General features: G+C 46.9%; 12 protein-coding genes. 5 read left to right on the top strand and 7 right to left on the bottom strand.

All coding sequences use genetic code 11. From position 1 onward, the window contains the following. Window positions 1–5: 5 nt before the first annotated feature. From SPL68_RS14240 to SPL68_RS14225, 4 genes are all read right to left on the bottom strand, one after another. A complete protein-coding gene (locus tag SPL68_RS14240) occupies window positions 6–2246 on the bottom strand; it encodes a DUF3857 domain-containing transglutaminase family protein (RefSeq protein WP_323815840.1) in 2241 nt (746 codons plus the stop codon). Between the two features lie 65 nt (window positions 2247–2311). Then, on the bottom strand, window positions 2312–3304 hold the full coding sequence (locus SPL68_RS14235; RefSeq protein WP_323815839.1) for a Gfo/Idh/MocA family protein: 993 nt from the start codon (window positions 3302–3304) through the stop codon (window positions 2312–2314). Window positions 3305–3455: 151 nt separating this feature from the next. Continuing rightward, window positions 3456–4118: an SDR family oxidoreductase gene (locus SPL68_RS14230; protein WP_323815838.1), complete on the bottom strand. Its 663-nt coding sequence runs from the start codon at window positions 4116–4118 to the stop codon at window positions 3456–3458. 87 nt (window positions 4119–4205) lie between these two features. Next, the gene (locus SPL68_RS14225) at window positions 4206–4463 is read right to left on the bottom strand and encodes a DUF2798 domain-containing protein (RefSeq protein WP_323815837.1); all 258 of its coding nucleotides are present in this window, start codon (window positions 4461–4463) and stop codon (window positions 4206–4208) included. Window positions 4464–4616: 153 nt separating this feature from the next. Here SPL68_RS14225 and SPL68_RS14220 point away from each other — a divergent pair, with 153 nt between their 5' ends. After that, window positions 4617–5543, top strand: a complete 927-nt coding sequence (locus SPL68_RS14220; RefSeq protein ID WP_323815836.1) for a LysR family transcriptional regulator — start codon at window positions 4617–4619, stop codon at window positions 5541–5543. Between the two features lie 181 nt (window positions 5544–5724). After that, window positions 5725–6462, top strand: coding sequence for a lysozyme inhibitor LprI family protein (locus tag SPL68_RS14215; RefSeq protein ID WP_323815835.1), 738 nt, complete (start codon window positions 5725–5727; stop codon window positions 6460–6462). A 141-nt stretch (window positions 6463–6603) separates the two neighbouring features. Here SPL68_RS14215 and SPL68_RS14210 read toward each other — a convergent pair whose 3' ends face one another. Beyond that, on the bottom strand, window positions 6604–7821 hold the full coding sequence (locus tag SPL68_RS14210; protein WP_323815834.1) for an MFS transporter: 1218 nt from the start codon (window positions 7819–7821) through the stop codon (window positions 6604–6606). Between the two features lie 146 nt (window positions 7822–7967). Here SPL68_RS14210 and SPL68_RS14205 point away from each other — a divergent pair, with 146 nt between their 5' ends. After that, a complete protein-coding gene (locus tag SPL68_RS14205; RefSeq protein WP_323815833.1) occupies window positions 7968–8753 on the top strand; it encodes an AraC family transcriptional regulator in 786 nt (261 codons plus the stop codon). A gap of 17 nt (window positions 8754–8770) precedes the next feature. On the opposite strand, the gene SPL68_RS14200 is transcribed toward SPL68_RS14205, so the two are convergent. Both SPL68_RS14200 and SPL68_RS14195 read right to left on the bottom strand, forming a co-directional pair. After that, a complete protein-coding gene (locus tag SPL68_RS14200) occupies window positions 8771–9859 on the bottom strand; it encodes an AraC family transcriptional regulator (RefSeq protein WP_323815832.1) in 1089 nt (362 codons plus the stop codon). Window positions 9860–9864: 5 nt separating this feature from the next. Continuing rightward, the gene (locus SPL68_RS14195) at window positions 9865–10800 is read right to left on the bottom strand and encodes a GGDEF domain-containing protein (protein WP_323815831.1); all 936 of its coding nucleotides are present in this window, start codon (window positions 10798–10800) and stop codon (window positions 9865–9867) included. A 244-nt stretch (window positions 10801–11044) separates the two neighbouring features. Here SPL68_RS14195 and SPL68_RS14190 point away from each other — a divergent pair, with 244 nt between their 5' ends. Beyond that, complete coding sequence (locus SPL68_RS14190) at window positions 11045–13897, top strand: TonB-dependent receptor (RefSeq protein ID WP_323815830.1); 2853 nt, start codon at window positions 11045–11047, stop codon at window positions 13895–13897. A gap of 239 nt (window positions 13898–14136) precedes the next feature. Further along, window positions 14137–16020, top strand: coding sequence for a phytase (locus SPL68_RS14185; protein ID WP_323815829.1), 1884 nt, complete (start codon window positions 14137–14139; stop codon window positions 16018–16020). The last annotated feature ends 73 nt before the right edge of the window (window positions 16021–16093 follow it).

Raw genomic sequence — 16093 nt, 5'->3', positions numbered from 1 at the left:
TCGCCTCAGAGTTTGTAGCCAAGGGCTTCAGCTTTTTTGAAAGAGGCATCGGCCTCTGGCAATAGCTGGTTATAACCCTGCGCCAAGCCCAACACATAATAAGCCTCGGCTTTGTTAGGTGCGGCTTTTACAGCTTGTTGTGCGGTGCTTAATGATTTTGCATAGTCTCCTGATTTGATGTGCAATTTGGTGAGTGCAATCAAACTCGCTGCATCGGTTTTGCCATTGCTTTCCAAGGCAGTGAGTTCAGCCGCAGTTTTGTTGTACTCGTAACTCAACAGCCAATCATTGGATTCCAGTAGCTCATTGGTCTTTTGATAAAAATCAGCGTAATCCTGTAAAGCAACTTTGACCGGTTTTACCGTGAGAGCCTGAGTTACGACATAGCGATTCTTATTCTGAGTTCCTGTTTGGATAAGTGTGTAATAGGCATTATCAATATTTTCCCCCTGAGTTTTTACTCGTAGGTGGTGATTAGCGTCGGGGTTGGCAAATACAATACGTGAGCGCAGTGTGTAACCAGGGTCTACCACGTAGGGCTGTTTGCGATCTTGTGCTGTGTGTAGGTTGCGTAAATCGGCAAATAAATTGGTCAGCTGGGTAATGCTGAAACTGTAATTGATAGGCTCTTGTTTACCGCCCCACACATTGGCGAATTTAAAGCGGCCACTAACGGTAAAGGGTTGCCATAAATTATCTGCATTGCTTGCGGTAAATTCAGTCACTTCAGCAGAGTTGTAAATTTGGCCAAATAATTCGCGAAAGTATTTTTCTCGCTCGCTGGAATATTGCCACATGCTGCGCAAGCGCTGTTCGTATAAACCGCCGAAATGCAATTTGAAACTGGCTTGTACATCGCGTTCTTCAAATTTATCAAATACTAATTCCAGATCAGCAAAGTGCTCTTGCGGTGAGAGTGTTGGCAGCACGCTAATAGCTTGGGTCTTTTCGTTTACGATCAGCGCAGGCTGACCTTCAATCCCCACCGAAAAGCCGGGGTATAAACTTGTCTCGCCGGTAGTATCCATCCACATTTCTTGCAGGCCATTTTGTGCAGGGATGTGCACAATCATGTGGTCAAAACTGATACCGGGAATTTGCATGTCCGGTATGCCGCGCCCGCGCGTTACGATTAACGCTGGATCTGCATTAATGCCTAATTTGCGTAACAGCATAACCGCCAGTACAGATTGATCTTTGCAATCGCCATAACCATTTCTTAGCACTTCTGCTGCATCGTGCGGCTCATAGCCACCGCGGCCTACGTGGGCAAATACATAGCGCACGCGATCTTGAATCGCGCGATAAACCGCTTTGGTTTTTTGTTCGGGCGTCAGTGCAGTTTTTTTAATTTCAGAGATAAGCGCATCGAGTTTTGCATCGCTCACCAAATGCGGTTCAATCAAACCATCGGCCCAGCGCGCCACATCATTCCATTGCGCTGTGGTAGCTACGCGCAAATAGGGTGCGTAGCTGTGCTCGCGCGACATGGCGTTTTGCAATTCAATCTTGGCGAGATTTTTTCCGGTCCAGGTGATGGTCTGCTCATCGCCTTTGGTGCTGCGCTTTTGTTTGATCTGATAGCGTTCAGTATCGTTACTGGCAAGGGTGATAGCCTTGGGCGCGGTGATTTGAATTTCGCTGGTGGCGGTCGGGTCGGCGCGTGTACCTTGCCCTGCGGCGCGATCTTCCCACCAGTGAAAACTAAAGCTGTCGAACCATTGATTGGGCACCATTTTTTTGGTGTCGGTATAGCGATACTGAAATTCAATCACAGAACCTTTGCGCACATTCGGCAGCGAAAATAATAATTCTTTGCGGTCGTGATAAAAATTTTCGTCGGTTGGGCTTTGGATTTGGGTAGCATCGGCTTTGATGCTGTCCATCTTGCCATCGGGCGTGCGCACATTGGCGAACTCCAAGGCTATGTCTTCGTAAAAACTATTAAAGCTCACACTGATCTGGCTGTAGTCGCGCACCGCTTCATCGCTATTGATGTAAACCGCCACATAAGAAATAGCATGACTCATCAACTGCTCGTCGATATGGATATTGGTTTTGCGCAGCAACACTTGCGCTTCACTGGTGCTGTTTTTATCCAGATCGCGCAGCAGGGTTTTTAATGGTGGAGCAATGCGTTGGATTTTTTCATCCGCGTTGTCTGCTGCTTGTACGCTGATTGCATTGAGTAATAACCCAAAGGCGAGCACCCAGGGCATACATCTACTGATTAAACAATCTGTCACGCATTCTCTCCAAAACGTTACACAGTTTATAAATCGCGGCGATTTTTGTTGGTCGCTATTTTTTATTAGAGCGAAACCCAGCGGCGTTCAGCGGCACTGGTAAAAATCGCATCGACTACTTGCATGTTGGCGATGGCATCCACCAATGGTGTTGGTACTGGTGTGTCATTAAAAATGCTGAGTGCAAATGCATCGCCCATAGCGCTGTAGTGATTGTGGTCGGGCACTTCAATAATTTCCTGCTCGCGATTGCGCGTTACAACAATACGTTGCACGGGTTCACTGTCATCGTTGTAAAAGGGGCGCGCGAGGTACAGGCTGCCTTCATCGCCAATCGCTTCTACATATTGCACGGGCTCAATTTTAGTGGCCGAGGTAAAACTCGCGCTGCCTTCGGGAAATGTCATTAACCCCGAGGTCAGGCAATCCACTTCTTCACCGGCCATAGGCGTAATTTGACCGAGCACTTCAGTAGGTTCTTGATTAAACAGCCAGCGCGAAAGCGAAATGGAATAGCAGCCAATATCCAGCAGCGCGCCGCCGCCCATATCCACTTTATTGCGAATGTTGTTTGGCTCGCGATTGTTGTAGGAAAAGTGCGAGTGCACTGTGTAAAGCTTACCGATGCGCCCTTGGTCGATGAGCTGCTTTGCCAGCTGCCATTGCGGATGAAAGCGATACATAAACGCTTCCATCACCTTGAGTTGCGGATGCGCTTTGGCGGCATCAACCAAACGCTGCGCATCAGCCGTATTTAACCCAAGCGGTTTTTCGCAGAGCACATGTTTTCCTGCTTGCAGCGCTTTGATCGACCAGTCTACGTGCAGGTGATTCGGCAGCGGGTTGTAGATGGCATCTATATCCGGGTCGGCGAGCAGTTCATCGTAACTGCCGTAGGCGCGCTCAATGCCCAGCGCATCGGCAGCGGTACGCGCGCTTTGTGCATCGCGTGAGCAGATAGCAACTACTTGGTTATGAGCTGATTTTTGCAGGGCGGGGATTACTTTTTCGCGGCCGATTTTGGCGGTGCTGAGCACCCCCCAACGGAGTTTGGGCATGAGGCTACCTATGCTGATATCTGTGGCTAGAGCGGTTTATAGTCGTAATTAGAGTGTTGGCAGTGTAACGCAAGCGCGGCTCGTGGGGTGAGCCGCGGGGGGAGATTAATGCAGAAAATATGGGGGTTTTACTGACAGGCTGATAGGGCGATTACCAAGGCAAAAGATCGCCATTGGAATGCCAGAAGCTACCGCTGTTTTCCAGCGTCAGTTCGGCGATGCGTTGGTTAAGGCGGCGAGCAGACTCATCGGCAGAAATGTCGCCACCAAAGCCCACCATCGCTGTCTGTACATAACCCGGGTGCAGAATCGCCACCGCAATTCCGCGCGGTTTTAAATCGCGCGTGAGCGACATAGCTGCAGCATTGAGTGCTGCTTTGGACATACGGTAACCGTAGTAGCCGCCAGAGGTATTATCGGCAATGGAACCCATACGGCTGGTAATAAACGCAATCTTCGCCCCTGCTGCTAAATTGCCGAGCAGGGCTTCAGTGACGCGCAGCGGTGCTTCTGCGTTGATCAGGAATTGCTGTTGGATGTTGTCATAATCGATATCGCCGAGGGTTTCATTCAGGAAAATCCCCGCGTTGTTGATCAGCAAATCAATCGACTTACCCTTCAGCGTTTCTGCAAGCTGCGCGAGCGCTTGGGTATCGGTCACATCGACCCCAGCAATTACGCGCGCGCCAGATTCAGTTAATTCCGGCGATGCCGTGCGGCATAAGCCAATCACTTGCCAACCCTGTGCGAGATAGGTTTTGCATAGCGCCAGACCTATGCCGCGATTAGCGCCGGTAATTAATGCAGTTTTCATGGTGTTAGCTCCTTAGCGATTTGTGTTCAATGGCGGTTTGCATTAAATAGACGAGTGAAAGCCTAGCGGATTTACCTCCATTGCAGGTTAAATTTTTACCGTGAGTTTCACCAAGCGCATCACCAGTGGCCGCACCACCAAAATACATGCAAAAGCAGATGGCATCGCAATGCGATAGGCGTGCAGCACATTGCCCAAGTAGTCATCACTCACTCCGCTATTGGCTGCAACAATAATCAGCGACATCAAAAACGCCATAATTAGCGACATATAAAACGCAAAAACCACGGGCATAAACTTGGGATGCAGCTTTTTGCTGTTACTGGCAATCGATGTGTCTTGCATGGAGATTCTCCTTGGGTATGAACCGAAAACGGTCTGGATAACGGCTGTTGGTGGCACTTTAAGTGAGCCTTGCGGTTGGCAGTAGATTGGCGGTGGTATTTAATGTATTAAGTAAAACTTACTAATTGATTTTGTTATTCGGAAGCAAAGGCTATGGATACTCTGCGGGGAATCGAGTGTTTTGTGCGGGCTGTTGAAGGCGGCAGTATTGCAGCGGCGGCACGGCGGGTGGGTATTAGCGCAGCGGCGACCAGCCAGAATATTGCGCGTTTGGAGACTTATCTCGGCGTGCGTTTGCTCACCCGCACCACGCGCAGTTTGGCCGTGACCGATGCAGGCAAGGTCTACTACGACAAAGTATCGCTGCTGATTCACGAATTGGAGCTGGCGCGCTCGGCCGTGACTGATGTACAGCAAGAGTTGCAGGGGCGTTTGTGCATCGCCTCTACCTCTGCGTTCAGCCGCCATGTGTTGGCGCCCTTGATTCCCGCATTTAATCAGCGTTACCCACGTTTGGAAATTGAACTCACCTCAACTGATCGACGCGTGGATCATGTGCAGGAGTCGGTGGATGTGAGCATTCGCATCAAACAGCAATTGGACGATGGCATGGTCGCGCGCAAGATTGCCACAGTGCCGACAATTTTTTGCGCATCACCGGAATATATCGCGCGCGCTGGTCGGCCGAAAACGCCGCTAGATTTACGCGAGCATGATTGTTTGGTATTTCGCCTCGCCGCCGACGGGCGTTTTTTACGTTGGGGCTTTGTCGAAAACGGTGTGCGTTTTGATGCAGAAGTACGCGCGGCAATTATCAGCGATGATATAGATGTACTCGCACGGCTCGCCGTTGCAGGCGGTGGCATTACCCGTTTAGCTGCGTTTGTAGCCAATGATTATTTGCAGCGCGGCGAGCTTGTCGAGTTGTTTACTTGCGATGAATGCACCGGCTTTGATGCGGAAATAGAGCCGCTGGATATCTACGCCTGCGTCCGCGACCGCCATCAATTAACTCCAAAAGTACGCGCGCTTATGGATTATTTAGTGGAAGCATTGCCTGCGGAGTGGAGGGCGTTGTGATTGCAAAGCGTGGTTATGCTTTGTAATGGAGTTGTCTGTTAATAGGTGATATTTGTTGGTAGGTTGGTGGTGAGCTTGCGAACCCCAACAATGAAATTTTAATCATTATTGAGGAGATATTCTTCAATAATGATTTTAATAATAAGGACTCTGGTCTTTTAATCTGCTGTTAGGTATGAATATGAAACCATTAAGATTTTCAATATTGCTTCTATTATTTATTGGGCAAAACTCAATGTCATTTGAGCCTCAATTATTTGAGACTAGCTATGATTGCACTAAGGCGGGCAATAAAACTGAGCGAGAGATATGTGAAAATTATCAACTGGCTCAACTGGATATTGAGCTGTCCAGTAAATATCAAATTCTAAAGAATTCCTCAGTGAGCAACATTAAAGAAAATCAGATTAACTGGATTAAAAAAAGAAATAAATGTTTAAACAATACGGTTTGTATATTTCACAGCTATTTACAAAGAGTAGTAGAACTCGAAAAATTATTAAAACTCAATGGTATTGATTCAGTTAGCTTGGATGTTGATTCATGCTCAAATGCCAACCTCATGGAAAAACATGGAGAGTATGCGGATGGAGGTTCCATGAAGGAAATTGGAGACTTAAACGGGGATGGAATTAGTGATCTTTCTACAAATGGAAGTTGGACAGCTAATAACAATGAATTCAGGCTTTACTTAAAAATTAGCAATTGTAACTTCTATGTAGGCTACATTAGCGGGTCAAGTTTTGACTTGGTAGACGATGTTCCAAATGACTGTAAGCATAAAGATGCTGAGCATTCTAAAGAGTACAAATATATATCATCAAACTATGATGGGAGCCGCTTATATTATAGATTTGATGGCTCTATGTATGTAGAAGTTTCTAAGTACAAATCCACAGCAGCATGTGGGGAAAAGTAAGAGTGTAGGTACGATTAGCGCAGCGTAATCGTACGCATGAAAATCAATCAAAAAAATTCAAATGTAGGTTGGGCAGCCATGCCCAACAAATCTATTCAATCACCAAAGTGTTGGGCATGGCTGCCCAACCTACAAAAATAATTAATCTTTCCTCATCTTCGGCAACAAAATAGTCGCTACACCCAGCAACGGTAAATACGCGCAATAATCAAATACGTGTTGGATGCTTGTTACATCTGCCAGTGCGCCTAATAGCGTCGCTGCAATTCCGCTAATCCCAAAGGCAAAACCAAAAAATAAACCGGAGATCATGCCGATTTTTGTTGGCATCAGTTCCTGTGCGAATACGATAATCGCGGAAAACGCCGAAGATAAAACCAATCCAATCACTACCGATAACACCGCTGTCCAAAACAAATTGCAGTAAGGCAGAAGCAGCGTGAAAGGTGCAACGCCGAGGATGGAAATCCAGATTACTGCTTTACGGCCAATTTTGTCGCCAACCGGTCCGCCAGCAAAAGTGCCTACTGCGACTGCCGCTAAAAATAAAAACAAAAATAATTGTGCCTCGCTAACGGAGGTGGAAAATTTTTCCATCAAATAAAAGGTGTAGTAATTGCTAAATGCGGTCATGTAGATGTATTTGGAAAATACAAGAAACGCTAATATCGCGATTGCGCCAATGACTTGATTGCGCGACAGGTGTGCAAAGTGCGAATGTTTTTTACCGCTCTTAACAGATGCCCGCGTGCGAATAGTCCAGCGAGCGACGCTGAATAAAACCGCAAAGCCGACAATGGCAAACAGAGTGAACCAACCAATTGCGCCTTGTCCGCGCGGAATAATAATCGCCGCCGCCAACAATGGGCCGAGTGCTGCGCCCGCATTGCCACCAACTTGGAAAGATGACTGCGCAAAACCAAAGCGCCCGCCCGATGCCATGCGCGCAACACGCGATGCTTCCGGGTGAAATGCCGATGAACCCAAACCAATTACCGCAGAGGCAATCAATAACCAGGCAAAGCTATTGGCGAATGCGAGCATGATTAAGCCAACCAAGGTGAACAGCATTCCCGATGGCAATAAATAAGGTTTGGGATGTTTGTCGGTATAAAGCCCGATTGCCGGTTGCAACAGCGACGCCGTTATCTGGAAGGCGAGGGTGATCAAGCCAACTTGGGTAAAACTCAATGCGTAATCGGTTTTCAGCATCGGGTAAATTGCGGGCAACACCGATTGAATCAAGTCATTGATCAAATGAACAAAACTCACCGCGCCAATAATTGGCAACACGGTTTTGGTGGGGTCAAACTCAACCGGTGTGAGAGTTTGTTGGGGAATGGGCTCCATCTGGCTCATTTCTGTGGATATCTCCGTGGGTTTTACAAAAGTCGCTGGAAGCTGCACAGTATAAATCGCAGAAAAAAGCAGAAATGACATAAACTGTCGAATAAGTGACAAGTTGGTCGCAAACGAAATAGTACAAAGACGATGCGGAGACACTAATGAGCATCATTGAACAGCGCAGCCCCGAGGCTTTGCAGTATGTGCCGCGCCCTATAGTGGCCTGGAGCGGGCACTACGCAAATGGCGATGAAATTGCCTCGCACAGCCATCCGCGCGCGCAACTGCTTTATGCCGTGGAGGGGGTGATGCGCGTGCGCACGCCAAATAGTGTCTGGACCATCCCGTCACATCGCGCACTTTGGGTGCCTCCGGGCGTTGAGCATCATTCATTTATGATGAGCGACCTGGAGATGCGCACAGTTTATGTGAGTGCCGATATTCCTTTATCGCTTGGCAGCGAGTGCCGCGCGATTTCAGTCTCAGGGTTGCTGCGCGAACTGATTTTGGGCTTGCTGCAAGAGCCTGCGGAGTATCCGATTCCGGGGCGCGGCGAACATTTGGTTGCATTGATTTTGATGGAAATCGACCGCGCAGCAACACAGGCGATAGAAATCCCCTGGCCGCAAGATCGACGTTTGCAGCGTGTTTGCCAATTAGTATTGGATTCGCCCGGCACCAGTCGCACTATTGAAGAATTGGCCGATATTGCCGGTGCCAGCGCGCGCACATTGATTCGTTTATTTCCCAAAGAAACAGGTTTGAAATATCACCAGTGGGCGCAGCAAGTGCAATTAGCGGAAGCGATTGGCAGGTTAGGCCGCGGTGAAACTATTGCGCGTATTGCGAGTTTTCTTGGCTACTCCAGCCCCAGCGCATTTTCGGCCATGTTTAAACGCAATACCGGGGTAACGCCGAATCATTTTTTTAATTCGCAAGCGCGATAGCTATCTGTAAACGGTCATTAGTCCATCAATGTAATGGCTTGTGGCAGGCGACCTGTCCATTTTTTAAATGCACGACGCAGATTGGCTGCATCATAAAAATGCAATTTTTGCGCGACCTCTTCATGCGTTAATCCACCTTGATTCAGCCACATAATGGCCAAGTCCCTGCGCACCAGATCGTATTGCGCTTGGAAGTGGCTCTGATGCTTTTTTAATTTGCGTTTAAAGCTCGCGCTACTCATGCCAAAGTCTGCTGCCGTTTGCTCAAGGTTGGGAGCGTGGTGGATATTGTTATGAAGATAGTTATAGCTTTCCGCTAAAAAACCTTGGGCTGAGCCATTTGCATGACAAGCTAAACTCTGTGATTGCAATGCTAATTTTTCGCGCGCAGCTCGCGCCAGGTTTTCATCCGATTTTTTCCACGGCGTATGTAACTGCGAGCGAGAAATCGCCATAGCATTTACCGGTGCATTAAAGTGAACTTGCGCAGGTAAATGCACTTGGTATTGTTCGATATGCGCGGTAGTGGCCTGCGTGAAATACAATTGCCAAGGTAATGATGCGCCTGTTTGCCAGCGCCCTAATGCGCTCAATGCGGTAGCCATCATCTCTAATAAAAATGTGTGTGAATTACTTGCGCCGCAAGCGTCTTGCCAATAAATCACCAGGCGATCCTGCTCGTAATTCAATCTGGGCGTCAGCAGCGGGCAGAGTTGTTGTTGATACTCAATGAGTGTGTCCAGTGCTTCTTGCAGGCTGCGCGCATTTGCCAGTGCAATTTCTGCTGCACCGAGATTGTCGGTAAATAATCTGTGCCCGAGCAAGAAACTAATGTCGTGCTGCGAACAATGTTTCTGTGCATTTTCAATTAATTGAAAACATTGCTGCGGTGATAAGAGCAAATCTTTGCGCGTAATATCCTCACGGAAAATCCCTGTTGAGCGCAGCAGCTTGTGCTCTTCAATTCCACGGCTGAGCGCAAGCTCAATCAAACTCAGCGGCCATTGGTGCGCTGGAATAAACGCAGTATCTATTTCGTAGTAAGCGGCAGGTGCGTAGTGCTCGGGGCTGATAAGCTCGGCAGTGATAAAAGAGTGCATTGGCATGATGCTCAAGCCGCGCAAGCGAATTTGTCTTTGTTGCGATTTTCCTTATCGCGCAAGAGGGCGTGAGTCGCGCGCTCGATCAATTCGTTCGCGCTATCAGTGTTGGTGCTGTTTGGGCTAGTTAAAGCAATGCCGATGCTAACTGTGTGAAATAGGCTTTCACCTTGTGCATGGGTTTTGTGAGCAAAGTTTTTCACAGCGGCACTAAGTTCCTGTGCCATTGCCTCGGCAACCAGCTTTCCGGTATTGGGCAGCACCAGCGCAAAACGGTCGCCTGCGTAACGGCACAATAAATCGTTGCGGCGAATATTGAGCAGAATAAGTTCGCTTAACGCCTGTAATAAATGATCGCCCTGTTGATGGCCGTAGCGGCGATTAATCTCGCTAAAATTGTCCACATCAATTAATAGTAATGCCAAAGCAGAATCTGAGTTGTGTTGTGCAGCCAGAGCTTGTGTTAGCTGTTTGCGCAAATAGTCTGCACCATTTAAGGTGGTGGTGAAATCCAAATTGCGATGCTCACGGAAAAGTTGTTCGCGTTTGCGCAATTGTTCGCTAATGCTGAGCTGCTCTTTATGCCAGTGGTAAATCCCCAGTGTGAGAAATACCAAACCAATCGGCATCAGCCCCGATTCAATCCAGTGATCCCATTTAATCGTCGCAGGGAATTGTAAAAACTCATCCAGCGCATCCTGAAAACCGGCGATAAAAATGCAGCTTAATCCCAGGCTTAAAAATTGCGTCACACGGCCAGCCGGGCGGCTGTGCAAAATCAATAACAGCCACACCAACGCCAAAACGGCAGCGCCGCCTTCACTGAAAACATCCAGCCAGTTGATCTCGTTCCAGAGCTTGATATCGGCAATCGCTAAACCGCTGAGCAATACGCAGTTTGCGCCCATGGCGACAAAAAATAGCTTCCATTTGTGATGTTTTAACATAGGCATTCGTAGCGGCAGATATAAACGTGCTGCACGGATAACAAATAATTGTGACATTTACATGACAGGTGTGTGGCGATTATGCGAATCAGGTAAAAACCTCAAAAACAGATTGAGCTGATTTGCAGGAGGCAAATTAGCTCAGGCTATTTAGTGACGGCGTGCGTGCTTGTAACAAAAGTGTCATTGCACAAACTTAGTTTTGGCGGCGTTTAAAGCACACATCACTCTATGGGAGCTAGCCGTGAAATCTGAATTGCCAACAACAAAAAAATTATCAACTAAAAAGCTATCTAATAAAAAACCAACGAAAGCAGTATTTGCCAAAGCTGCAATGGCCTTGGTGGTTGCCGGTATCGCCGGACATGCCTTGGCGGATGGCCGCATTGAAGGTCAAATTAAAGCCACTGAAAAAGGCATTGCATTACAGGGCGTAAAAGTACGCATCGCCGAGTTGAATCGTGAAGCAGTGAGCCAACGCGATGGACGCTATGTATTTCTCGATGTAAAAGCGGGCAACTACACATTGGTTACTAGCTATATCGGTGCCGATGATATGCAACGCGCCATCGTGGTTCAGGATCAGCAAATCACGCGCGAAAATTTTCAGTTGAGCGGTGTTTCCGGTTTGGTGGAAAACGTAATTGTTGTTGGTCAGGCGGCGGGCATTAACAAAGCGCTCAACAAGCAGCGCAGTGCAGATAATATTTTGACTGCGGTATCGGCCGATGCGATTGGCCAATTCCCCGACACTAATGTTTCTGAATCTTTGCAGCGTTTGCCGGGCTTGTCGATTGAGCGCGACCAGGGTGAAGGTCGCTATGTGCGTGTACGCGGTATGGGGCCGGATTTTAATGCGGTAACAATTAACGGTGTGGGTGTTCCAGGCCCGGATGCAGATCGCCGCGCGGTTGCGCTGGATGTGATTCCATCGGACTTGCTGGAAAACCTAACCGTTACTAAAACTCTGACGCCGGATATGGATGCCAACTCTCTGGGCGGCAGTATTGATGTACAAAGTTTGTCGGCATTTGATCGCGACGGATTTTTTTATCAGCTGACCGCGGAAGGCAGTTACGATGAAAATACTGAAGAGACAAGTCCAAAAGGCGCGTTAACCGCAAGCAATCAATTTAGCTTGGGCGGCGATGAAAATAATTTTGGTATCGCCTTTGGTGTGAGTTCGTTCAAACGTAAATTTGGTTCAGATAACGTTGAAACTGGTGGCGCATGGGACTTTGATGATGGCGAAGGGCGCTTGGAAGAATTGGAGCAGCGCGATTACACCATCACTCGCGAACGCTCAGGTGTAACCCTGAATCTGGATTATAAACCTAGTGACAATACCGACTTGTACTGGCGCAATCTCTACAGCGAATACACTGACTCAGAAATTCGCTTGGCTAACGTCATCGAATTTTTTGAGGAAGAAGAAAATGACGATGGAGAAATAGAAAGAGACGGCACTTCGGTAGCAGAAGGCGAATTTAATTCCGCTGAAGTACAGCGCGAATTAAAAGATCGCACGGAAACCCAAAAAATTCTGTCTACTTCGTTGGGCGGCCAAACCCGTTTAGATAAATGGACAATTGATTACCGTGTGGCTTATAGCGATTCCAGTGAAGATGAACCACAAAACATTGGTGGTGCTGTATTTAAAATCGATGATGATGTGATTGTCGATGATGCGTTTGACCTTGCTTACACCAATACCGATAAAATTCTGTTAACAGCGCCTAATGAATATTTTCAGCCTGCCAGTTATAAATTGGATGAAGTAGAACTAAGCAGTGTTAATACCAATGATGAAAGCACAGCGGTCAATTTGGACTTTACTCGCGATTTGGAGCTTGGCTCTAATCCTGCGCAGCTCAAATTTGGTGTAAAGCGTATTGAGCGTTCAAAAGACAACGATGTAGATGTGTGGGTTGCTGAAGATTTTAGTGGTGATTCATCACTTTCTGCATTTTCTGGCAGCGAAGTGGATTATCAGTTTGGCCGGTTTGGACAAAAAATTAATTCGTCAATGGTTAAGTCGGCAATTGTTGGTAGCGAGTTGGATGAAGAAGAAAGTAGTATCGGCGACTACGAGGTAACTGAAGATACCAGCGCTGCCTATGTAATGGGGCGTGTGGATATTAATAATTGGCGTATCCTCACAGGTGTGCGCTATGAAGATACTGAATTCACTGCGCAGGGTAATTCTTACGATAGCGAAACCAATGAAGTTAGTGTGCAGACATTTGAAAATTCTGATGACTACTTTCTGCCGGCACTGCATATTCGCTACAGCATCAGTGATAAAACCCAAGTGCGCGCTGCATGGACTAACTCAGTTGTTCGCCCCGGTTTTGCGCAGTTGTCACCCGGCCGTTTAATTGAAGAGGATGATGGTGATATTGAAGAAGAATTTGGTAATCCAAATTTGAAGTCAATGGAGTCGAGCAATATTGACTTGGGTATTGAGCATTACCCTGGTGTTGCCAGTGTGGTTTCTGCTTTTGCATTCTATAAGTCTATCGATAATTTTGTTTATCAAACTGATTTGGCTGGAACTGCCGAATACGATTCTCACAAGCACGCAGTGACTTTTGTAAACGGCAATACAGCTGATATTTTTGGTATCGAATTAGCTGCGTCAAAACAATTTACCAGTTTGCCTGCACCTTGGAATGGTTTGTTGATTGGTGGTAATGCCACCTTTGTTGATTCAACTGCTGAAATTGGCGGTTACGACGATGGTGAATTTGTACCGCGCGATATTCCAATGCCGAGCCAATCCGATACATCTGCCAACTTGATGGTTGGCTATGAATCTGATCGTATCAGTATGCGTTTATCGGCTAACTATAAATCCAATTATTTGTTGGAAGTAACTGAGCCGATGGAAGCGGAGTATGACGCCTATGTTGATGATCAATTGCAGCTCGATTTCTCTATGCGTTATTACATCTCTGAATCCATTAAGTTGCATTTTGAAGCGCTGAATTTGACGGACGAGGTTTACTACTCCTACGTCAATAGCAGCAAATATAATGCGCAATACGAAAGCTATGGCGCTACCTATAAGCTAGGCATTACTTTCATGCAATTTTAAGAAAAGTTTAAGCTTGGTTTATTAATCTGCATGGCGTGGTCATCGCCGACATTATTAGCTACTAATGCCGGCGATGTTTTATCAAGCCCTTGGATAAAAGATATAAGAGTTATCATATGCGCAGCACTATTAAGAAAATGTCTTCATGTAAAAAAAGAGTTTTATCCTGCCTTTTTGCAACTGGTTTAATTGCTTCGGGTTCATTAGCCGTTGCCGCCCAGCAGCCAAATATAGTGAAAATGAACAACGCATTTTCTGGGACTGCTGTTGCCCCTTTAGTTGATGCCAAACAAAAAACCTATCTGATGCTAGACGAAAGCGCTGGTGTTCAATGGCTTGATGCGCAGGCGAAGTCTTTAGCATCACTGGCACAACCAGCGGAATTATTTGATTGGCGCAGTGGTGTTACCGTTGCGCAGGCGGCAGATAAAAATAAAAAAGGCGAACAAAAATCTCTGCTTGTAGCAGCAACAGTTTTCTTGCCCGAACAACAACCTGGTTTAGTTACATTGGATACAGCTACTGGAGAGCTGCGTGAATTACTGCGCTTACCTATTCCTTCTTTTAAAATTGAAAATCTCTGTTTGAATCGTGATAGCGCAAATAATCTTTCCGTTTATTTGCTGGATGAGCGCGGCACAGCTGAGCATTGGTTGCTGTTGGATACACAAGGCAATCAACACATCAAACATTTACGCAACCTGCCCATATCGCCCAATAGCAAAGCTTGCGCGGTGGATGATGCACAAGATTTGTTGTTTATTTCAGAAGAATCCATCGGCGTTTGGGCTTATGGTGCATCGGTTGAAACTGCGCCGGGTCGCAGTGTGGTGGATATGGCTGCACCTTACGGGAAGCTGATGTCTGGTGCTGAAGCTATCGCCGTTGTTCCGCAAGGCTTGTTGGCCGTTGTACCTGAGGATAAAACCTTATTGGTGTACTCAACCGCAAATCATGAATTCAAATTACAGCAGCAGATTTCGCTAAACAATATTGAAGAGGCAGAATCTATTTCTGCCAATTACAATCCAGCAGCAAAAATGTTGGATGTGGTGATTTACGATGAAGGTGCAGGTGTGCATCAACAACTGCAATTGCCCTGGTCTGTAGCGCCGCAGGCTAAACCGGTATATCCGATTGCATCCGTCACTGCCGATGTGCAAACCCAAGTGATGGCGCGTTTTGGTGATGCGGCGGATGATCCGGCCATTTGGATAAATAAAAAACGCCCGCAAAAAAGCTTGGTTATTGGCACTAATAAACAGCAGGGTTTGTTTGTGTACGATTTGCAAGGCAAAGAAGTTCAGCATTTCAACACCGGAAAACTCAACAATGTTGATGTGCGCTATGGTGTTCAGTTTGGTAAAAAAGTTGTCGATATCGCAGTGGCAACCAATCGCGATGACAATAGTTTAGCGATTTACACTATCGACCCTAAAAATGGAAAACTCAGCTTTTCTGGCAGTGTTGCAACTAATCTTGAAGAAATTTACGGGTTTTGCATGTACCAAAATGCTACCGGTGTGACCTATGCAATCCCCAATGCAAAAAGCGGTGAGTTCCAGCAGATTGAATTAACGGCGGTTGCGCATCCGTCTAACAAAAACCAATGGCAGTGGCAGGGCAAAAAAGTGCGCAGCTTTTTTGTAAAAAGCCAGCCAGAAGGTTGTGTTGCTGACGATAAAAATCAGCGCCTGTTTGTCGGCGAAGAGGATGAAGCTCTGTGGACGATTGGTGCTGAACCGGATTCAGGTACTCAAGTTGAGTTAGTGTTGCGCGCCGGTGATGTATTGGTAGCTGATGTTGAGGGTGTGGGAATTTACCAAGGTAAGCAAAAGAATTATCTGGTGGTTTCCAGCCAAGGCAATAACACCTACGTAATTCTCGATGCGGTTGCGCCTTATCAAGTTCGCGGCATTATTCGTGTTGATCTTGATGCGGAAAATGGAATCGATGGCGTATCTGAAACAGACGGGCTTGAAGTCACTCACGTCAATATGGGCAAGCAATTCCCGGAGGGTATGTTAGTAGTTCAAGATGGCCATAACGTCATGCCGGAAGCGCCGCAAAACTTTAAATATGTCAGCTGGGAAAAAATACGCACAGCATTAAAGTTGGATTAATTAATCAAGGTCCCCATAAAAAACAGCGCTTCATCTGCGCTGTTTTTTATTGCTTTTTCAAAATTTTTTCATG

This window comes from Cellvibrio chitinivorans (assembly GCF_035117775.1).
Classification (GTDB): Bacteria; Pseudomonadota; Gammaproteobacteria; order Pseudomonadales; family Cellvibrionaceae; genus Cellvibrio; species Cellvibrio chitinivorans.
Note: the sequence above shows the minus strand (reverse complement) of the source record. Positions and strands in the feature narration are given on the sequence as shown.

What these genes read in the sequence shown, in the direction of transcription:
- SPL68_RS14185 (WP_323815829.1), top strand. Translation starts at nt 14,137, where the DNA reads ATGAACAACGCATTTTCTGGGACTGCTGTTGCCCCTTTAGTTGATGCC.
- SPL68_RS14200 (WP_323815832.1), bottom strand. Translation starts at nt 9,859, where the DNA reads ATGCCAATGCACTCTTTTATCACTGCCGAGCTTATCAGCCCCGAGCAC.
- SPL68_RS14215 (WP_323815835.1), top strand. Translation starts at nt 5,725, where the DNA reads ATGAAACCATTAAGATTTTCAATATTGCTTCTATTATTTATTGGGCAA.
- SPL68_RS14225 (WP_323815837.1), bottom strand. Translation starts at nt 4,463, where the DNA reads ATGCAAGACACATCGATTGCCAGTAACAGCAAAAAGCTGCATCCCAAG.
- SPL68_RS14205 (WP_323815833.1), top strand. Translation starts at nt 7,968, where the DNA reads ATGAGCATCATTGAACAGCGCAGCCCCGAGGCTTTGCAGTATGTGCCG.
- SPL68_RS14210 (WP_323815834.1), bottom strand. Translation starts at nt 7,821, where the DNA reads ATGAGCCAGATGGAGCCCATTCCCCAACAAACTCTCACACCGGTTGAG.
- SPL68_RS14195 (WP_323815831.1), bottom strand. Translation starts at nt 10,800, where the DNA reads ATGTTAAAACATCACAAATGGAAGCTATTTTTTGTCGCCATGGGCGCA.
- SPL68_RS14235 (WP_323815839.1), bottom strand. Translation starts at nt 3,304, where the DNA reads ATGCCCAAACTCCGTTGGGGGGTGCTCAGCACCGCCAAAATCGGCCGC.
- SPL68_RS14230 (WP_323815838.1), bottom strand. Translation starts at nt 4,118, where the DNA reads ATGAAAACTGCATTAATTACCGGCGCTAATCGCGGCATAGGTCTGGCG.
- SPL68_RS14220 (WP_323815836.1), top strand. Translation starts at nt 4,617, where the DNA reads ATGGATACTCTGCGGGGAATCGAGTGTTTTGTGCGGGCTGTTGAAGGC.